Source organism: Streptomyces sp. NPDC087787 (assembly GCF_044743035.1).
GTDB lineage: Bacteria > Actinomycetota > Actinomycetes > Streptomycetales > Streptomycetaceae > Streptomyces.
Window position 1 is genome coordinate 12624 of sequence record NZ_JBIUVQ010000009.1, and the last position, 18349, is coordinate 30972.

General features: G+C 71.9%; 15 protein-coding genes and 3 pseudogenes. 9 read left to right on the forward strand and 9 right to left on the reverse strand.

Annotated elements, in window-relative coordinates; genetic code table 11:
• Positions 1 to 94 precede the first annotated feature (94 nt).
• Positions 95 to 859 (reverse strand): hypothetical protein, encoded by a 765-nt coding sequence (locus tag ACIOWN_RS16135; protein ID WP_362345593.1) that lies wholly within the window; start codon positions 857 to 859, stop codon positions 95 to 97.
• A 250-nt stretch (positions 860 to 1109) separates the two neighbouring features.
• Here ACIOWN_RS16135 and ACIOWN_RS16140 point away from each other — a divergent pair.
• Positions 1110 to 1217: pseudogene (locus ACIOWN_RS16140) on the forward strand (IS5/IS1182 family transposase); the annotation flags it as partial.
• A gap of 232 nt (positions 1218 to 1449) precedes the next feature.
• On the opposite strand, the gene ACIOWN_RS16145 reads toward ACIOWN_RS16140, so the two are convergent.
• The 6 genes and pseudogenes from ACIOWN_RS16145 to ACIOWN_RS16170 all read right to left on the reverse strand — a co-directional run bounded on the left by ACIOWN_RS16145 (position 1450) and on the right by ACIOWN_RS16170 (position 6398).
• On the reverse strand, positions 1450 to 3411 hold the full coding sequence (locus tag ACIOWN_RS16145) for an Ig-like domain repeat protein (protein WP_401982527.1): 1962 nt from the start codon (positions 3409 to 3411) through the stop codon (positions 1450 to 1452).
• 261 nt (positions 3412 to 3672) lie between these two features.
• Positions 3673 to 3951 (reverse strand): annotated as a pseudogene (locus ACIOWN_RS16150) (NAD(P)-dependent oxidoreductase); the annotation flags it as partial.
• A gap of 63 nt (positions 3952 to 4014) precedes the next feature.
• A pseudogene (locus ACIOWN_RS16155) lies at positions 4015 to 4314 on the reverse strand (IS200/IS605 family accessory protein TnpB-related protein); the annotation flags it as partial.
• A gap of 29 nt (positions 4315 to 4343) precedes the next feature.
• A complete protein-coding gene (locus ACIOWN_RS16160; protein WP_362345596.1) occupies positions 4344 to 5084 on the reverse strand; it encodes a hypothetical protein in 741 nt (246 codons plus the stop codon).
• Positions 5084 to 5686 (reverse strand): SigE family RNA polymerase sigma factor, encoded by a 603-nt coding sequence (locus ACIOWN_RS16165; protein ID WP_401982529.1) that lies wholly within the window; start codon positions 5684 to 5686, stop codon positions 5084 to 5086. The genes ACIOWN_RS16160 and ACIOWN_RS16165 overlap by 1 nt, the downstream gene beginning before the upstream one ends.
• An 88-nt stretch (positions 5687 to 5774) precedes the next feature.
• On the reverse strand, positions 5775 to 6398 hold the full coding sequence (locus ACIOWN_RS16170; RefSeq protein ID WP_401982530.1) for a hypothetical protein: 624 nt from the start codon (positions 6396 to 6398) through the stop codon (positions 5775 to 5777).
• Between the two features lie 208 nt (positions 6399 to 6606).
• Between ACIOWN_RS16170 and ACIOWN_RS16175 the strand changes: the two genes are divergently transcribed.
• Complete coding sequence (locus ACIOWN_RS16175; RefSeq protein WP_401982531.1) at positions 6607 to 7461, forward strand: hypothetical protein; 855 nt, start codon at positions 6607 to 6609, stop codon at positions 7459 to 7461.
• Between the two features lie 78 nt (positions 7462 to 7539).
• Here the strand turns inward: ACIOWN_RS16175 and ACIOWN_RS16180 are convergent, their stop codons facing one another.
• Entirely contained in the window at positions 7540 to 9660 is a 2121-nt protein-coding gene (locus ACIOWN_RS16180; RefSeq protein WP_401982532.1) for a glycogen debranching N-terminal domain-containing protein, read from the reverse strand.
• Positions 9661 to 9780: 120 nt separating this feature from the next.
• On the opposite strand from ACIOWN_RS16180, the gene ACIOWN_RS16185 reads away from it, so the two are divergent.
• From ACIOWN_RS16185 to ACIOWN_RS16205, 5 genes are all read left to right on the forward strand, one after another.
• Positions 9781 to 10857 carry a LacI family DNA-binding transcriptional regulator gene (locus ACIOWN_RS16185; protein ID WP_362345606.1) on the forward strand — a complete coding sequence of 359 codons (1077 nt, stop codon included), beginning with the start codon at positions 9781 to 9783 and terminating at the stop codon, positions 10855 to 10857.
• A gap of 451 nt (positions 10858 to 11308) precedes the next feature.
• On the forward strand, positions 11309 to 12553 hold the full coding sequence (locus tag ACIOWN_RS16190) for an extracellular solute-binding protein (protein WP_401982534.1): 1245 nt from the start codon (positions 11309 to 11311) through the stop codon (positions 12551 to 12553).
• Between the two features lie 99 nt (positions 12554 to 12652).
• Positions 12653 to 13732: a carbohydrate ABC transporter permease gene (locus tag ACIOWN_RS16195; protein WP_401982535.1), complete on the forward strand. Its 1080-nt coding sequence runs from the start codon at positions 12653 to 12655 to the stop codon at positions 13730 to 13732.
• The gene (locus ACIOWN_RS16200) at positions 13729 to 14628 is read left to right on the forward strand and encodes a carbohydrate ABC transporter permease (protein ID WP_401982537.1); all 900 of its coding nucleotides are present in this window, start codon (positions 13729 to 13731) and stop codon (positions 14626 to 14628) included. Before ACIOWN_RS16195 ends, ACIOWN_RS16200 begins: the two co-directional genes overlap by 4 nt.
• 213 nt (positions 14629 to 14841) lie before the next feature.
• Positions 14842 to 15306 (forward strand): hypothetical protein, encoded by a 465-nt coding sequence (locus ACIOWN_RS16205; protein ID WP_401982538.1) that lies wholly within the window; start codon positions 14842 to 14844, stop codon positions 15304 to 15306.
• A 158-nt stretch (positions 15307 to 15464) separates the two neighbouring features.
• Here the strand turns inward: ACIOWN_RS16205 and ACIOWN_RS16210 are convergent, their stop codons facing one another.
• Entirely contained in the window at positions 15465 to 16718 is a 1254-nt protein-coding gene (locus ACIOWN_RS16210) for an MFS transporter (RefSeq protein WP_401982539.1), read from the reverse strand.
• Between the two features lie 80 nt (positions 16719 to 16798).
• Here ACIOWN_RS16210 and ACIOWN_RS16215 point away from each other — a divergent pair, with 80 nt between their 5' ends.
• Together ACIOWN_RS16215 and ACIOWN_RS16220 are read left to right on the forward strand one after the other, a co-directional pair.
• Positions 16799 to 17791, forward strand: coding sequence for an ArsR/SmtB family transcription factor (locus tag ACIOWN_RS16215; protein WP_401982541.1), 993 nt, complete (start codon positions 16799 to 16801; stop codon positions 17789 to 17791).
• The gene (locus ACIOWN_RS16220; protein WP_362345617.1) at positions 17788 to 18309 is read left to right on the forward strand and encodes a glutathione peroxidase; all 522 of its coding nucleotides are present in this window, start codon (positions 17788 to 17790) and stop codon (positions 18307 to 18309) included. Before ACIOWN_RS16215 ends, ACIOWN_RS16220 begins: the two co-directional genes overlap by 4 nt.
• Positions 18310 to 18349 lie beyond the last annotated feature (40 nt).

Below are 18349 nucleotides of genomic sequence, written 5' to 3' on the forward strand. Positions count from 1 at the left end.
TCGGGTCCGCCGCGATCGTGGCGGACCCGACGCCTTGACCGTCGCAGCCGTTACCGCCGGCTCGGCCCCCACCAGCCCGCCGGCACCGCGGACATCACTTCACCACGACGTTGTCCCCGGACGACGTCGACGGCCCGGTGGTGGTGTTGCCGTAGTACACCCAGCGCCACGTACCCGTCTTGGAGGCCTTCACGGTCGTCCTGAGATCACCCGAGCCGTTCGCGTACACCTTCTTCACCGTGGTGTAGGAGGCGGTGCCGGCAGGCTTGAACTGCAGGCTCACCAGGCGGCCTCCATAGGAGGCGTACTTCCTGGTCTCCCAGTTGGCCCGCGTGACCTTTCCGGTCACGGTGATGGTCCTGCCCTTGGACACCGGTTCGGGCGAGGCGTTGACGGTCAGCCGGGAGTTGCGCTTGACGTGGACCGTCAGACCCTTGTCGTCGGTGTCACCGCCGCCGCCCTTGAAGTACACCTCGGCCCCGACCTTCCAGGCCCCGGCCTCGCTGTTGCGCATGTCCCACACGCTCGGGTCGAAGTACATCGTCTCGTTGAAGTCGCAGACGCCCGAGCTCACCTTGATGCAGTCGCTCGTCTCGACGGCGTGCCACAGCCGATCACCCGTACCACCGCGGTACAGGAACACCGCCGGCCACTTCCACTTGTGAGTGGTCGCCATCCGGAAGGAGGCGGGGACCGCGACCTCCTTCGACACCCCGATCACAATCGGCTTGCCGCCGTTCACCTGGACACGGGTGAACGAAACCCCACCCTCGGCCGCCCCGGCCGGCACCGCGGCCACGGCCGTGAACACCGCCGCCGCACCACCGGCCACGACGACTCCCCAGACCTGCTTCCCCACCTGATCCCCAATCTCCGTACGGAAAGGCACCGAAAGCTCATCCCTCCAGCGCCTTACAGACAGCCGGCGTCCACACGGGGTTGTACACCCGCGCATCACAATGGGGCGTCAGACAATCCCCGCCTCCCGCGAGGCGGAGAGGTCGGTGCGGTGTGGCGGGCGAAGCACGCACCCCCTCCACGCCGCCCAGTCCCGGGCGGACGCCGCCGGGGACATCGATTGGCCGGTGTCGGTCGACTCCACGATCGTCCGCGCGATCCGCAGTTGGCTGCGTCGGCGCGGGATTGGCCACACCATTCCCGCGCGAGCCGACCAGGTCCGCAACCGGTTGAACCGCGACAGCCGTGGTGATCAGCCCGGACACTCGTTCCGTGCTGAGGGATCGCCATCGGCAGCCTGCTGGTGGGTGGGGGTGCGATGGCGTTGACCCCGTGGCGCGTCAATCGGCTGCGGCGCGTATTCCAGCGGAACAGGTAGCGGGCAAGGAAACCACCTGCGGTGTCCGTGCTTTTCTGTTTTCCCGGCGTGGGGCGGCTGTCGCGCCGGTACGGCCCCGGGGAGTCGGGGCCGTACCGGTTCGGCTCAGGAGGTCACTTGGTGAAGACGAAGTACTTCCAGGCGCCGTGGGTCGTGGAGTTCACGTTGTCGCCGGAGGAGCCGTTGATGTACGACGAGCGCATGCGGGCGCGGATGCCGGACTCGCCCGGTGCCTCCAGCCTCACGGCCGACTTGCCCGCGGTGCCGAGGGCGAAGTACTCGTAGCCCGAGTCGTACCACTTGCCCTGGTAGTACACCTGGAGCTGGAAGCGCTGCTTGCGGCCCGGGTAGTAGGTCATGGTCGTGGTGAACAGCGGATCGGTCTTCTTGTGGAAGTAGTAGTACGTCGTGGAGCCGATCTTGCCCGTCTTGTACTGCTTGGAGACGGCGGTGGAGACCTTCACCCGGGCGTACGCGGTCGACTTGACGGTCTTGGCGGCGTAGCGGGCGTCGCCGCCGAAGACGGCGCTGACGGTGGTGTCACGGGTCATGCTGACGGTCGCCGACAGGTTGCCCTTGGAGTTGACCTTGGCCGTCTTCAGCAGCTTCTTCGGCTTGTCGGGGCCGAAGGGGTCCGCGTAGATGGAGACGGTGCGGTTCTTGTACGTCGTGCCGAGGTGCGCGGTGAAGGTGACCTTCTTGCCGTACGAGTACAGCTTGCCCTTGTTGTTCAGGGTCAGCGCGGCCGCCTTGCGGGAGACGTCCACCGCGGCCGAGGCAGAGGCGGGCATGTGGGCGGCGTCGCCCACGTAGGTGACCTTGTAGGTGACCTTGCCGCCGGCGGGCGGGGTGTCCGTGAAGGAGAAGCTGCCGTCCGCCTTGGTCTTGACGGCGGCCAAGGTCTTGCCGCTCGGCGACTCGACGTCGGTGCGGGTCACCTTCAGCGCGGTGCCGGCGGCGGGGAGGGTCTTCGAGGTCAGTTTGCCCTTGACGGTGAGCGTCTTGGCGCGCTCCGACTTGGCGGGGGCCGACACCTTGAGGGTGGGCAGTTCCTTGGTGGGGTCGGTCAGGGCGCGCAGGGTGTGGACGCCGTAGGTGTTCACGGAGACGGCGAAGACCCGGCTCGAGTCGGGCGCCCAGGCCAGCGCTCCGTCCACGAGGGTGTCGGCGCCGCTGCTGTTCCCGGTGTTGGGGAAGTCGTACTCCCGCACCGGCACCCGGTCACCGGGCCGGTGGATGTGGACGTCGGGGTCGTACCAGGAGAAGCTGCCGCCCGCGATGGTGCCGTCGGGCGCGACACGGACGGCGTTCGGGTACGGGCCGACGGGGTAGCCGGCCCGCTGGGTGAGGTCGGTGGCCGAGTAGGCGCCGATGCTGTAGCCGGGGCCCCACGAGGTGAGCACCTGACTGCCGTCGGGCGTCAGGTCCAACTGCTTCACGCCGCTGCCCATGTCGCCCTCGGCGCGCAGGGTGGCGCCGTCGGCGTCGACGTCGTACACGTCGAGCGTGGAGCCGTTGCCCACCACCAGGACACCCGGGACGGCCGGGTCGGCGGCCAGCAGCGTCCCGGCGCCCTGGTAGGAGCCGGCGTCGCCGCGCTGGGCGAGATGGACGACGGGTTCGGGGCCGGAGACGTCGAGCGAGCCGAAGTCGTCGCTGTAGGAGAACCAGATCCGGCCGTCCACCTCCTCCAGGTCGCCGGGCGCCGCGTCGACCGGGTAGCTCGCGGTCCGGGTGTACGTCCCCGTCTCCACCGAGACGATCCGGTTGTCGTTCTTCACGGCGGCGTACACCTCGCCGGAGTCGGCGGACAGCGCAAGGCCGGTCACGCCGGGGAGACCGGTGAGTGTCGTCTTCACGGTGCCGGAGTAGTCGGTGACGACGATCTTGCCGGCGGTCGGGTCGGAGATGTAGACCCGCTGGTGGACACCGTCCACGACCATGTCGCCGACCGAGTTCACCGGAAGGACCTTCGCGGAGTCGGCCGCCGCCGGACCCGCCATGCCCGTGGCCAGGGCCACGGAGCTGAACACGACCGCGAGTGCCGTCGCGGCCGAGATGCTGCGTCTGCGCACAGTGATGAAACCCCCCACAGAAGAAGCCCGGTTCTCGCCGGGCGGAAACGGACAGGCCGCGTGCCCCCCGCGCACGGACTACGGGTGCGTGGACGCTGCCGAAGAAGCAGCGTATGACATGTGAGTGACAATCACCGACTGGATTCCGGTGCAGGGACTGGCCCGGCCTGCGAATACCGCGACCTCAGCGGTCTCGCGGGGCTTCTTCCTGGTTGCCGGGTCGACGAAGGTGGCCACCGGCCCGTCCGGTAGCGGGACCCGTCAGCCCAGGCGGCGTACCGGGTCGCCGGTCAGATAGGCCTGGATGTCTTCCACCGCGTCGCCATAGTACGTCGCGTAGTTGGCCTGCGAGACGTAGCCGAGGTGGGGGGTGGCGAGCAGGCGTGGGGCGGTGCGCATCGGGTGGCCGGCGGGGAGCGGTTCGACGTCGAACACGTCCACTCCGGCGCCGGCGATACGGCCCTCGTGCAGGGCGGCGAGCAGCGCGTCCTGGTCGACGATGGCGGCGCGGGAGGTGTTGATCAGGTAGGCGGTGGGCTCTGCATGTCCTTGAGGACCGGCTGGAGCGGGTGCGGGCTGACTGAGAGGCCGGGCGGGTGCGGGCCGCCGGGACTTGGCGAACCACTCCCGCTCGGAGCGGTAACCGCCCGGCACCCCCTTGGCGCCCCTGGCCCCGACCGGCTGCGCAAGCCGGTGCGTGATCGTCTCGACGCCCGCCCGCAGGCTGTGGATCCGGGCGAGCTGTCCGCGCCGGGCCAAAGCCCACTGATCGTGCGTGAACTTGGTGATGCTGCCCGCCCACCGCGAAGACGACTGGCCGGTCAACGCCCGCTTCCGCCAAGCCCTCTGCTCACCGTCGTGCTCCAGCCCCGCCGCACAGCGGGCCTTCAGATCGCCGGAGGCCTCCTCTTTCGCGCGGCCCGCGCGGGAGGTCAGCGCAGCTTCTGCTGGGCGTAGATCCTGCCCTTGGTGTCGTGGACGGTGACCCGGGAGACGTAGTCCCAGGAGCCGCCGCCGGGCTCGACGTCGGCGACGGCGTACCAGACACCCCAACCCGGGTCGCCGGGCAGCTCGATGAGCTTGCCCCGCACCGTCCCGGCCGCCGTTTCGGCCTCGACGCTGGACGCGGTGCCCTTGCCGCCGTAGTACACACCGGAGAGGTAGACACGACTGCCGTCGCCCTCGGACTGCACCCCGACTCCAGGGGTGCCCTGGTCGATGTTGCCGTCGACCACGCTGCGGAACTGCGGCTCGTCGGGCATGGAAGGCGTCGTCCAGTACTTGCCCTCCGCCGTGAGCCACAGCTCGAACCCGGGGGCCGCCGTCACATGCTCACCGGAGGCGACGACACGGGGCGTCGGGGCCGGCGCCGCCGAGGAGGCGGACGGCGAGGGCGAGACGGACGCGGGCGCCGCGGGAGGCGCGTGGCGGGCGGCGCCGGGTTCCGTGCCGCGCAGCACGACCACGGCCAGCGGGACCAGCAGCAGCCCGCATCCCGCGCCGAGTACGGCCGTCCGCCGCCTCAGCCGGATCCGCCGCCCCCGGCGCTCCACGTCCGCCAGCGGCAGCGGGGAGGGCCTGAACTCGTGTGCGGCCTCGGCCAGTGCCTGGCGCAGCCATGCGGTCTCGGCGTGTCCCGGGCCTGCGTCTGCTTCGGTTCTGGGGTGGTTCATCAGCGGGCTCCGGTGACGGGGTGGGAGCGGTCGGAGGGGTCGGTGGGGGCGGACGATGCAGAAGATGCTGGAGATGCAGAGGCGGAGTAGGCCGCGAAGGCCGGGTGGGAGCGCAGGGCCGCGAGGCCGCGCCGCGCATGGGTCTTGACCGTTCCGAGCGAGCAGTCGAGCACCTCGGCGATGGCGGTTTCGGGAAGGTCCTCCCAGTAGCGCAGCACGAGCACCGTCCGCTGCCGGGCGGAGAGAGTGGCGAGCGCCTGCGTGACCGCGGCGCGGCGCTCGACGGACTCGGCGTGGCCGTTGTCCGGCTGGTGCACCCGCTCGGGCAGGAACGGCATCAGCAGATGCGTGACCCGTCTTCTGCGGACCCGGCTGAGGTTGTTGTTGACGAGGGAGCGTCGTACGTAGAGGTCGACGTCGTCGGGCGTGATGCGTCCCCACCGCGCGTACACCTTGGCCAGGGTGGTCTGCACGAGATCCTCGGCTTCGTGGTGGTCGCCGGTGAGCAGGACGGCGGTCCGTAGCAGACGGGTCCAGGCCGCACTGGCGTAGGCGGCGAAGTCGGTGCTCCCGGAGGCTTCGAATCTCTCGTACTGCGGCACGAACGCGGTTCCCTGTGGGTCGGGTACGGGGAGGAATGGAGCCGGGGAGCTCCGGGGGCGGGGGCCGCGCGGGCCCCCGCCTGGGAGGTCAGCGCAGCTTCAACTGGGCGTAGATCTTGCCCTTGGTGTCGTGGACGGTGATCCGGGAGACGTAGTCCCAGGAGCCGCTGCCCGGCTTGACGTCGGCGACGGCGTACCAGGCGCCCCAACCCGGCTTGCCGGGCAGCTCGATGAGCTTGCCGCGCACCGTCCCGTCGGCCGTGTCGACCTCGACGCTGGACGCGGTGCCCTTGCCGCCGTAGTACACACCGGAGAGGTAGACACGACTGCGGTCGCCCTCGGCCTGCATCGAGACGCCGGGGGTGCTCCGATCGATGTTGCCGTCGACCACGCTGCGGAACTGCGGCTCGTCGGGCATGGAAGGCGTCGTCCAGTACTTGCCCTCCGCCGTGAGCCACAGCTCGAAGCCGGGGGCCGCCGTCACGTGTTCACCGGGGGCGACGACACGGGGCGTCGGGGCGGTCTTCTTCGCGGTCGGCCGCAGTGGCGTGGAGGCCTGGACCTTCGCGGCGGAAGCGGCCTGGGTATGCGCCGTTCCCCGCGCGACGATGGCGTGCGGTGCCTTCGCGGGTGCGGCGTACGCCGCCGTGGCCGTGCCCGCCACGGCGGCGGCGACGGCGGCGCAGGACAGGTACTTCAGCGTCCGGTTCATGAACGGACAACTCCTCGTGGAACAAGGACCCTTGGGGGATCCTGAATGACTGGTGGAAGGAGGGCGCCTCTCCACCCGTTCAAACCCCTCCGGGACCGCTTCCGGATGACACCCCCCGCGGGATTTCTTCGCGGAGCGGCTGCGTACGCCGACGCGCGGCCTGGCGCCGGTCCCGCCCCGCTCGGTGCGCGGTGGCGATAATCGTCGGGTGAACGGCGGTGAGGTGCGGCGACGGCTGCTGGGCGATCTGCTGGCGGTCGGGGCGCCGTACGGGCTGGCGCTCGCCGGTGGGGACGCGGTGCGGGCGCACGGGCTGGTGGACCGGCCCGGCCAGGGCATCGACGTGGCCACCGAGAGCCCGGTCGGGACGGGGGACATCGTCGCGGCGGTGCGCGCCGGCCTGGAGGAACGCGGCTGGCGGGTGCGGACGTCGGAGACGGAGCCACTCGCGGCCCGGCTCGTGGTCGGTGACCTGGGGGTGGTCGGTGGCGAGGAGGCTGGAACCAGGGCCGGGACCGGAGCCGGGACCGGAGCCGGGGCCGAGGCCGGGACCGAGGCCGAGACCGGAGCCGAGACCGAGGCCGAGGCCGGCGCCGGGACCGAAGCCGGGACCGGAGCCGAGACCGAGGCCGGAGCCAGCGCCAGGGCCGGGACCGCGCTCAGGCAGGAGTTCGCCGTGCAGGTGGTCAAAGAGGTGTTGTGGCGGCCGCTGGAGGTGGGCGAGTTCGGTCCGGTCCTCTCGCTCGAGGACCTCGTCGGCACCAGGGTGCGTGCGCTGGCCGGTCAGGGCCTCGCCCCCGATCTCGTCGACGTCCACGCCGCCGCCGACCGGTGGAGCCACCCCGAGCTGGAGGAACTCGGCCGCCGCCACGCCGGTGGCGTCTTCGACCTCGCCGATCTCCAGACCCGCCTCGTCGGGGCCGAGTGGATCGACGACCGCGCGTTCGCCGCCTGCGGGCTCGACGACCGGGCGATCGCCGAGCTCCGCCGCTGGGCCCAGGAATGGGCGGACGACATCGGCGAACGGCTCGCGGAGTCCGCGGCGCCACCCGAAGACGAGTGACGCCGACTCCTGCGCATGACGCCGGCCCCGGCCCCGGCCCCGGCCCCTGCGACCGACACCGGTTCCGAGGACTCACGGTCAGCCGGTGATCACCGTCACCCCTTCCGGCGCCGACACCTCCACCGATCCGTCCCCCTTCACCGCGATGTCCAGCCGCTTCCCCCCGGCCTCGAGACCGGTGACCGTCAGCGGTCCGTACGCGCGGGCGAAGCCCGGGGCGACCGTCAGAGTGCCGGCCGGGATGTCCGCGCTCAGGCCGAGAGCCGACTGGAGGACGAGGACCGAGGACGCCGCCGCCCACGCCTGGGGCCGGCAGGACGCCGGATAGGGCGCGGGACGCGGGCCGGCCTCGGCGCCGTGGCCCGCGAAGAGTTCCGGCAGCCGGGCCTCGAACGCCGCCGACGCCGTCAGCAGGCCGTCCGCCAGCGACGCCGCGGCGTCCGGGAAGCCGGACCTGACCAGGCCGTGCACGGCGATCGCGGTGTCGTGCGGCCAGATCGAACCGATGTGGTAGCCGTACGGGTTGAAGCCCGCCGCCTCGCTGCTCAGCGTGCGCAGACCGTGGCCCGAGTCCAGGTCGCCGCCGGAGAGCCGGGCGGCCAGGTGCGCGCTCTCCTCGTGGTTCAGCAGACCCGTGCCCAGGAGGTGGCCGAAGCCCGAGGTGACCGAGTCGACCGGCCTGCCGTCGCCGTCCAGCGCGACCGCCGGGTACGGACCCCGTGCGTCCTCCACCCAGAAGCGCTCGCGGAAGCGCGTGGCGAGCCGGTCCGCCCACTCCTCCCACTCGTCGGCCCCCGGGCGGCCGAAGGACCGCAGCAGCGCCGCTCCACCGCGCGCGGCCTCGTAGGCGTACGCCTGCACCTCGCACAGCGCGATCGGCGGGTGGGCGAGGCTGCCGTCGCGGTACCGGATGGAGTCGCCGGAGTCCTTCCAGCCCTGGTTGGCCAGGCCCCGCCCCGACTGGTCGACGTACTTGAGGAAGCCGTCGCCGCCGGCGTCCCCCTGGTCGCGCATCCACGCCAGCGCCGACTCGGCGTGCGGCAGCATCCGCTCGGCCTCCTCCGGCGCCAGGCCCCAGCGCCAGGCGTCGTGGAGCAGGGAGATCCACAGCGGGGTGGCGTCGACCGTGCCGTAGTACACCGGCGGGAGCGAGAACGTGTCGCTGAACGCCGAGGTGTCGCGCCGGACTTCGTGCAGGATCTTGCCCGGCTGCTCCTCGGAGGCCGGGTCGGTGACGCCGCCCTGGCGGCGGGCGAGGGTGCGCAGGGTGCCGGCCGCGAGATCGGTGCCGAGCGGGAGCAGCATGCGGGCGGCCCAGAGCGAGTCGCGGCCGAAGAGGGTCAGGAACCAGGGCGCGCCGGCGGCGAGGAACTGGTCCGGCCGGTCCCCGGGCGAGCGCGGGTCGGTCAGGCGCAGGCGGTCCAGGTCGTCGAGCGACTGCTCCAGCCAACGGTCGAGGCCCCGGTCCGCGCTGCGCAGGACGGGGGTGCGCCATGGCAGGGCGTCGGCGGGGGGCGCCGGGAACTGGTCGCCGTCCGCGTGGGCCGCGGTGCAGCGCAGGGTGACCGTCCACGAGGCGCCGGGGTCGAGGGCGATGTCGTAGGACAGCCGTCCCGCCGTGACGTCCCGCGCGTCGGGCGCGGGGTCACTGGCCAGGCGTACGGCGAACCCGTCGCTCGCCCAGGTCAGTTCGCTGGTGCCGGCGGCCTGCGCGGGTGCCGCCTGGGCCGGGCGGCCCGACTTGACCTGCTCCATGGTGGCGAGGTCCGTGCCGGCCGTGACCGTCAGCCGGAAACGGACCGACCGGGTACCCGCGTTGGTGACGTCGAGGACCTCCTCCAGCCCTCCGGCCGTCGTGGTCCGGCGGCGGTGCAGGGCGACCGCGGGGTCGGGCGTCACCTCGCCGAGCCCCCGCAGGATCGACCGGAAGTCCGCCCGGTCCGCCCCGCGCAGCCCGTGTCCGACGGGCGCCAGCGGGATGCCCTCGGCCGTGACGGTCAGTCGCGAGAGCGCCCGGCGGTCGCCGTGGAAGAAGCCGTCCGCGCCTCCGTCGAAGGCCCCGTCGGCGCGTGAGATCACGAAGCTGGGCGCGTACAGCGTGACGACCGCGTCGTGCAGGAACGGCTGAAGGCCCTCGGTCACCGCGGGGGGCGGCGTGACCGAGCCGTTGGCGTCGGGGGTCTTGACAGTCGAGTCCAAGGAAGTAGAACCTCTCAGCGTTTGATCGTTCCAAAGACATTAAGTGACTCGTCAGAGCGCTGACAATGCTTTTGGAACGCTAAAACCGCTCCTCGTTCCCTCTGCACGCCGGAGGCCGCAATGCCCCGCTCCAGCAACGACCCGCCCGCCAGGGGCGGCCCGGTGACGCTCGCCATGGTCGCGCGCCGGGCCGGGGTCTCCCCGCAGACCGTGTCGAACGCGATCAACTCGCCGGACCTGCTGCGTTCCGAGACCCTGGAGCGGGTCCGCCGTGTGATCGACGAGATGGGCTACCGCCCCAGTCGCGCCGCGCAGACCCTGCGCACCCGCTCCAGCAGGCTGATCGGCTACGGCATCCAGCCCCTGCCGGCCAGCAGTCCTGTCCTCGACCGGTTCCTGCACGCCCTGTCGCAGGCCGCCGACGAGGCCGGGTACCGGATCCTGCTGTTCGCCTGCCGGCCCGGCACCCCGACGCTGGACGGCTACGAGGAGCTGCTCGACCAGCACGAGGTCGACGGCTTCGTGCTCAGCGGCACCGAGCACAACGACCCGCGCCAGGCCTGGCTCGCCAAGCGCGGGGTGCCGTTCGTCGCCTTCGGCCGGATGTGGTCGCGGCGGCAGATCGGCGACTGGATCGACGTCGACGGCGCCTCGGGCACGGACGCCGCCGTGGAGCATCTGATCGGCCTGGGGCATCGCAGGATCGCCTTCCTCGGCTGGGGGCGCGGCTCCTCCGGCGCCGGTGACGACCGCGCCGAGGGCTGGCAGCGGGCCATGAAACGGCACGGGCTGCCGACGCGCGGGCGGCGCGCGCAGAGCGTGAACGACATCGACGCGGCCCGCGCCGCCGTGAAGCCGCTGCTCGACGCGGGGGCGACCGCGGTGGTCGCGGCCAGCGACGTGCTGGCGCTCGGCTGCTACCAGACGCTGCGCGAACGCGGGGACGTCCCCGGCCGCGACGTCGCCGTGGTCGGCTTCGACGACTCGCCGACCGCCGGGCTCCTGTCGCCCGCGCTGACCTCCATCGCCCAGCCGCTGGAGGAGGTCGGCCGGGAGTGCGTACGACTGCTGCTGGCACGGTTGGCCGCGCCTGACGCGCCGCCCGAACGCATCCTGCTGCCGCCGTCCCTGGTCGTCCGGGACAGCACCCGGGCCGCCCCCGTCGCGGACGGGACCGCGACCGCGACCGCCGTCTGACGTCGGGCCGACGGGCCGACGGGCCGACGGGCCGACGGCTCAAGGGCCCGGCGGCCCGACAGCCCTACGAACTGACGGACTTGGCGGACGCCGGTCGCCCCCGGCGAGCACCGTCCCTGGAACCACCCCGGCCGGCTGTCCCGGCCCCGGCTCGGTCGGCACCACCCCGGCCGTCCCCCTCCCGACCCGGGCCCGTCCCGGTCGGCACCGCCCCGACGATCCCCGTCCCCACGGGGCCCACCCCCGTCAGCACCGTCCCCACCGTCCCCGTCCTCCCCCTCCCGACCCGGATCCGTCCCCGTCGGCACCGTCCCCGCCCCGACCTACCCGCCCCCTCCGCGTCGGTCCAACCACCCCCGGCCCACACCGAGTTCTCCTCTCCGCCACCCCGGCCGTCCTTCGTGCCGCCGGGCGGAGCCGCACTCACCATCCCCGAATCCTGGAGGTATCCATGTCCCACCGCACGGCTGCCACGGCCCTCGCCACCTGCGCGGCACTGCTGGTCACCGCGGGCTGCTCGTCGAGTTTCGGCGGCGACAAGAAGACCGAGCAGGACACCGGCTCCCACCAGGACCTGCGGGTGCTGATAGCCAGTTCCGGCGACGCCGAGACCAAGGCCGTCAAGGAGGCCGCCGCCGCGTACGCCAAGCAGTCCGGCAACAAGGTGACCGTCGACGTCGCCAAGGACATGAACCAGCAGCTCGCCCAGGCGTTCGCCGGGCACAAGCCGCCGGACGCCTTCTACGTCAACTCCGACCAGTTCGCGAACTACACCAGAGGCGGCTCCCTGTACGCCTACGGTGACCAGGTCAAGGACGCCGACGACTTCTCCGAGCAGTTGCGCGCCTCCTTCGCCCACGAGGGCAAGCTGGTGTGCCTGCCCAAGGACACCTCCACGCTCGCCCTGGCGGTCAACACCGACCTGTGGAAGAAGGCGGGGCTGACCGAGAAGGACTACCCGGCGGACTGGGACCAGCTGAAGAAGGTCGCGGGCAAGCTGACCGGGAACGGCGCGACCGGTCTTGTCGTGGGTGCCGAGCACGCGCGGCTCGGCGTCTTCATGAGGGAGGCCGGCGGCTGGATGACCAACGCCGACCAGACGAAGATGACCGCGGACAGCGCGCAGAACGTGCAGGCGCTCCAGTACGTGCGGTCCCTGCTGAAGTCCGGCTCCATGAAGTACGCCAACCAGGTCGACACCAACTGGGGCGGCGAGGCGTTCGGCAAGGGCAAGGCCGCCATGACCATCGAGGGCAACTGGCTCGACGGCGCCATGAAGGCCGACTACCCCGACGTGAAGTACAAGGTGGTCCCGCTGCCCGCCGGTCCGGCCGGCCAGGGCACGCTCGCCTTCAGCCAGTGCTGGGGCGTGGCCGCCGAGAGCACCCACCGGGCGGCGGCCGTGGACCTGGTGACGTACCTCAACTCCAGCGCGCAGCAGCTGAAGAACGCCGACGCGTTCGGTGTGATGCCCTCGCGCACCAGCGCCCTCGCCGAGTACGCGAAGCAGAACCCGGCCGCCAAGGCGTGGGTCGACGGCAGCGCCTACGCGCAGGGCCCGGTGACGCTCGCCGGATTCGACAAGGTGCTCGGCCAGTTCAACACCGACCTCGCGGGGCTGGCCACCGCCGACCCGAAGAAGATCCTCGCCGACCTCCAGCGCAACGGCGAACGCGCGCTCACGAAGGGCAACTGACCCACCGTGTCCGCGCGTACGTCATACCACCCCCGGCCGGAGCCGCGTTCCCGCGCCGGCCAGGGGTCCCGTACGGCCGGCCCGCCGGGCGAACCTGACATGCCCGGCGGGCCCGGCCCGAAGCCGGCGGCGCCCGCACGGCGGGTGGGGCGCCGCTCGGAGGGCGCCTGGGGCTGGCTGTTCGTCAGCCCCGCGGTGCTCGTCCTCGGCCTGTTCCTGGTCCTGCCGACGCTGATGGCGCTGTGGGTGAGTCTGCTGCACTGGGACGGGCAGTCCAACCCGTTCAGCGCGCAGGCGGACTTCGCCGGCCTGGACAACTACCGGGCGCTGCTCACCGAGGACGGCCTCGACCGCACCCTGTTCGCGACCTCTCTGCGCAACACCGTGTACTACGTGCTGCTGACCGTGCCGCTCCAGACCTTCCTCGCGCTGGGTCTGGCGCTCGTCGTCAATCAGCGGCTGCTGCGTGCCCGGGGTGCCCTGCGCACCGCGTTCTTCTTCCCCTCCGTCACCAGCTCGATCGCGGTGTCCACGATCTTCCTGTTCCTGTTCCAGGGCAGCGGTGCCGTCAACACGGCGCTGTCCTGGATCGGGGTGAAGGGCCCGAACTGGTTCAACGACCCGCGGGGAGTGCTGTCCCTGCTGCTCGGCGGCCTGGGCGTCGTCGACACCGGTCATCCCTCGGGCGTGCTGGCGGACCACTCCTTCATGGGGCTGTCCTGGTTCGAGTGGCTGTCCGGGCCGTCGGTCGCGATGTGCACGATCATCCTGCTCGCGGTGTGGACGACGTCCGGCACCTTCATGCTGATCTTCCTCGCGGCGCTCCAGGACGTGCCGCGCGAGTTGGAGGAGGCGGCCGCGATCGAGGGCGTGAGCCGCTTCCAGATGCTGCGGTACGTGACGCTGCCCGCGCTGCGGCCGGTGCTGTTCCTCGTGCTCACCCTCGGTCTGATCGCCACCTGGCAGGTCTTCGACCAGGTGTACGTCATGAGCCAGGGCGCTCCGGGCAACACGACGCTCACGCCGGCCTTCCTGTCCTACTCGACCGCGTTCGACGACGCGGACTTCGGCCAGGGCGCGGCCATCGCCTTCATCCTGCTCGTACTGATCCTGACCATGACGGCCCTGCAACGCCTTCTGCTGCGCGAGCGCGCCGCCCGTCCCCGGAGGAACCGATGAGCGCGCATTCCACGGCCGCCCGGGCGCAGGGGCGTCCGGTGCTCGGACGCTTTCCCCGGCCCCTGCGGATCCTCGGGTACGCGCTGGTGGTGGGGCTCGGGCTGCTGTACGTCCTGCCGTTCGCCATCCAGTTGGCGACCGGGTTCAAGACGGACCCGGACGCGGCGAACCATCCGCTCGGGCTGTTCCCGGTCGCTGCGACGACCGCCGCCTACCAGCGGCTGTTCGGGCTCAGCCAGGCCGGGGAGGGGGTGCCGTTCCTGCGCTGGCTGGGCAACTCGGTGTTCGTCGCGGTCGTCATCACCGCGGGGCGGGTGCTGTTCGCGTCCATGGCCGGGTACGCGCTGGCCCGGCTGCGCTTCCCGGGCCGCACCCTGCTGTTCGGGTTCCTGCTCACGATCATCGCGGTGCCGCCCGTGGTGCTGCTGATCCCGCGGTTCCTGGTGCTCAACGCCTTCGGGCTGTTCGACACCTACGCGGCCATGATCCTGCCGCTGCTGGTGGACGCGGCGCAGGTGTTCATCATGAAGCAGTTCTTCGAGTCGATCCCCCGGGAGGTGGAGGAGGCCGCGCGGGTCGACGGCGCCGGTGTCTTCCGCACCTTCTGGTCGGTCGTCCTGCCGATGGCCCGGCCGGCCCTGATCACCGTGACGATCCTGGCCTTCCAGGGCTCCTGGAACGAGTTCACCCACTACCTGGTGGCCACCCAGTCCAGCCAGTACGAAACCCTGACCACCGGCCTCGCCCGCATGGTCTCGGGCAGCCTGGGCGGCGGCACCCAGTACCCCCTGAAACTCGCCGCGGCCCTCCTGTCCACCCTCCCCGTGGCCATCCTCTTCTTCTCCTTCCAACGCCACTTCGTCCAGGGCGCGAACGCGGGAGCGGTCAAGGACTAGGACGACCACTCCAAGCCACCCACCGAGCGGCGCGGGCCCTCCGCGCCGCGGCGGGCGGCACAACCCGCCGCGCCGTCCATAACGTTTCTGCAGGTCAGCGCGAGCTTTCCGTGATCACCTGGGACGGTGAACCGGATGGGAGTCCCGCAACCCGCCCTGCCTGGGCTCGGTTGTCCCCCGTGATTGGCAAGAGGCCATCAGAAGGGGATCGCCATGGCCATTCCGCAGGTCGCGCGCCTTGTCACCGCCCTTGGTGCCGCCGTCGCGCTGGTTTTCACCTCAGCGACGGGCGCCAGTGCCGGCGCGGTCGGCTCGACACCCGTTCAGACCTTCGAGTACAGCGTGGGCGGGGTGACCATGAAGGTCCCCACGGGCTGCATGTTCACGCACATCGTCCGCGGCAGCGCACTCCGGATCACCTACCAGAACGCCGGTGTCGACTGCGCCTTCTTGGGGGCGCTCAGCAGTGGCTTCTGCAACTGGCGGATCGACTTCACCTACGCGGACACCGGCAACCGCACCTACCGCACCTCGCGCGGCAGGACGCACGACGAGTGCAAGATCGACCCCATGCGGAGCAACTCTCCTCAGACGCTTCCTCGTTATGGCAAGACATGCGCCCACCTCTACGTCAATGGCGTGCGGCGGGTGAGTCAGTGCCATCACGTCACGAAGTGAGCCGAGTATGAGTGAGCAGCAGCGGCAGCAGGGGAAGGCGGCTGGACCGGCGGAGGAGCGAGCCGACGCGATGCGGCGGCGAGCCGGGCTCTGCGGCTTCGCCGTGGGGTTCGGCGCCGTCCTTGCCTTCTTCGCCTTCTTTCCCGGGTTGCCGCATGTCATCGACTGGGGTGCTCTTCTTGGGGCGTTGGGGGTGGGGTTGGTCGCGCGGTGGGGGTGTCGGGCGTGGGTGAGGAGGGGGGCGGGTTCTCGGTGTCGGGGCGGCGGGAGGCTGCGGCGAGGGCCAGGGTGATCGTCGTCGAGGCCGCCGCCGTTGCCGTCATCGCCGTGGCGGGGGACGTGAGTTGGGCGATCGTGCCGGCCAGGGCGGCGCTCGCGCCCTGGAGGGTGAGCATGCCCGCGGAGTGCAGGCCCAGGGCGTGGCCGGCCAGTTCGTCGGGGGTCGAGGCCATCAGGCGCTCCTGCTGGACCAGGCTCGCGCCGAAGCCGACGGAGGCGAGGGTCACCAGGCAGGCGGCCACCGGTACGGGCGGGTGGAGGACGAAGAGCAGGTACGGGGCGGCCAGGAGCAGGAGCAGCGGCGTGGCCGCCCGGCGGCGTACCGCCGGAGGCAGCAGGCGGCCCACCGTCACATCGCCGGCCAGCATCCCGAACGCCGCGCACGCGAACAGCGTGCCCGCCGCGGCGGGGCTGTAGGAGACGTACAGGGACTCGCAGCCGACCACCAGGCCGTTGGGGAGCCACAGGCCCAGGTAGGTCAGACGGCGCGGGCGGGACGACCACAGCAGGGCGTTGGTGCGCCAGGTCGCCGAGACGGAGGCGCGGCCGGAGGTGCGCGGCCGCCGCCGGGTCAGGCCGAGGCGGAGCACCGCCGCCGCCACGGCGTACAGCGCGGCGGACAGTAGCAGCGAGACCCGCGGTGACAGGACAGCCACCAGCACCCCGCCCGCCGCGAAGCCGATGATCTGCATGATGCCGCTCATCATGTTGAACACCGAACGCCCCAGCAGATAGCCGTCCTTGGACAGGATCTCGTTCAGCAGGCCCCAGCGGACTCCCCCGCCCAGGGAGGCGACCAGCCCCTGCGCGAGGATCACCGCGAAGACCGCCCACAGCGCCAGACCGGGCACCGCCAGCAGCGCTGTGCCCGCCGCGAAGGACAGGCAGACGCCCACCAGCGCACGCCTCGGCGGCAGCCGGTCCGCCCCGGACAGGAAGAGGGTCGCGCCGAGCACCTGGGCCAGCGAGGGCCCGAACATGCTCACCGCCGAGAGCAGGGGCGAGTCCGTCGCCCGGTACACCAGGGTGCCGAGCGCGAGTCCGCTCGCCGTCTGGGCCACCGTCTGCGCACAGGACGCGAGGAAGAGCGGAGTGAACTCCGGGGTGCGGAAGAGTTGCCGGTAGCTGCGCATGCGCCGGAGTCTCGGGCCGGCACGGGGCCGGTGGTTATTGTTTCGCACAGGCGCGAAAGGTCGCCGGGGAGGGGGAGTCCATGGGCCTGTGGCAGGTCAACGCCGACACGCTCGCCGGGAGCCGGTTCGTGCTCTCGCCGCTCGCCGAGACCTTCGCGAGCCTGGAACTGCTGCACGCGGGCGCCGGCAACCACCCCGGCGAACAGGCGTGGCTGCGCGCGCACCTGCCCGCCTACCGGCGCCTCCTCGCCGGCGACCCCGTCACCGCGCTCCTCGTCCGCGCCGGACTGGGCCGGGACTGGATCGCCGACTTCCTCACCCCCACGCCACTGGACGAGGAGTCCTTCGAGGAAGGCGTCGAGCGGGTGCGCGCCGCCGACCCGGAGGCGGCCCGAGCGCACCTGCGGACCTCGCTCGCCGGACCGCTGCCGGCCGCGCTGGAGCGGGACGACCTGCCCGAACGGGCGGCCCGGCTCCTGGAGTACGTCTGGGCAAACACCGTACGGCCCTCCTGGACCCGGCGGCGGCACGTCCTCGAAGCCGATGTCGTCGCACGGACCGCGCAGGTCAGCCGGGGCGGCTGGGCCGCGGTGCTGGACACCCTGCGGCCGGGCACGCGCTGGCTCGGCGAGAACCGGTTCCAGGTCAACCTGCACGAGTATCCGCCGCGTGAACTCTCCGGCGCCCAGCTCGTCTTCGTGCCGGTCACCCCGAAGGCCGGCTGGGTGGCGTGGGACGAACCGCGGCGCCGCTACGCCGTCGTCTATCCCTGCGCCGGCGCCCTCGCCGACACCGACGCGCGCCGCGCCTCCGTGCCCACGGGCCTCGGGGCCCTGCTGGGCCGCGCCCGCGCCGAGGTCCTGCTCCTGCTCGGCTCCCCGCTCAGCACCACCCAGCTGACCGCCGTGACCGGCCAGACCCTGGGCTCCGTGGGCCGCCACCTGCGCGTACTCCTGGACTCGGGCCTGGTGGAACGCCGCCGAGCCGGACGCTCGGTCCTGTACTCACGGACCGGCGCGGGCCAGGTCCTCATCGAGGCGGCAGCCTCTCGGGGCACTAGCATCCGCTCATGACGACTTCAGACAGCAGCAGCGAGCTCGCCCCGGACTCCCCCCTGGCCGTGGAGATCGGCGCCCTTCAGGGCGGGGCGGCCGGACTCGCGCAGTACGCGGGGCAGGTCGTGCTCATCGTGAACGTGGCGTCCAAGTGCGGACTCACCCCGCAGTACACCGGACTCGAACAACTGCACGAGCGGTACGCGGCGCGGGGCTTCACCGTGCTCGGCGTGCCGTGCAACCAGTTCATGGGGCAGGAGCCGGGCAGCGCCGAGGAGATCGCCGCGTTCTGTTCCGCCACGTACGGCGTCACCTTCCCCATGACCGAGAAGGCCGAGGTGAACGGGGAGGGACGGCACCCGCTCTACGAGCGTCTGACCGGCTTCGCCGACGCCGAGGGGTACAGCGGCGACATCCGCTGGAACTTCGAGAAGTTCCTGGTCGGACGGGACGGCAAGGTCGTCGCCCGGTTCTCCCCGCAGACCGCCCCCGAGGCCGCCGAGCTGGTCACGGCCGTCGAGGAGCAGCTCGCCTGACGAGCCACTCCCCCTGAGGTGAGCGGTCCGCCGGCCCGGG

Excerpts from the sequence above, each read along its gene's own strand:
- ACIOWN_RS16160 (WP_362345596.1), bottom strand. The coding sequence starts at position 5,084 with ATGAACCACCCCAGAACCGAAGCAGACGCAGGCCCGGGACACGCCGAG.
- ACIOWN_RS16170 (WP_401982530.1), bottom strand. The coding sequence starts at position 6,398 with ATGAACCGGACGCTGAAGTACCTGTCCTGCGCCGCCGTCGCCGCCGCC.
- ACIOWN_RS16185 (WP_362345606.1), top strand. The coding sequence starts at position 9,781 with ATGCCCCGCTCCAGCAACGACCCGCCCGCCAGGGGCGGCCCGGTGACG.
- ACIOWN_RS16190 (WP_401982534.1), top strand. The coding sequence starts at position 11,309 with ATGTCCCACCGCACGGCTGCCACGGCCCTCGCCACCTGCGCGGCACTG.
- ACIOWN_RS16195 (WP_401982535.1), top strand. The coding sequence starts at position 12,653 with ATGCCCGGCGGGCCCGGCCCGAAGCCGGCGGCGCCCGCACGGCGGGTG.
- ACIOWN_RS16200 (WP_401982537.1), top strand. The coding sequence starts at position 13,729 with ATGAGCGCGCATTCCACGGCCGCCCGGGCGCAGGGGCGTCCGGTGCTC.
- ACIOWN_RS16205 (WP_401982538.1), top strand. The coding sequence starts at position 14,842 with ATGGCCATTCCGCAGGTCGCGCGCCTTGTCACCGCCCTTGGTGCCGCC.
- ACIOWN_RS16210 (WP_401982539.1), bottom strand. The coding sequence starts at position 16,718 with ATGCGCAGCTACCGGCAACTCTTCCGCACCCCGGAGTTCACTCCGCTC.
- ACIOWN_RS16215 (WP_401982541.1), top strand. The coding sequence starts at position 16,799 with ATGGGCCTGTGGCAGGTCAACGCCGACACGCTCGCCGGGAGCCGGTTC.
- ACIOWN_RS16220 (WP_362345617.1), top strand. The coding sequence starts at position 17,788 with ATGACGACTTCAGACAGCAGCAGCGAGCTCGCCCCGGACTCCCCCCTG.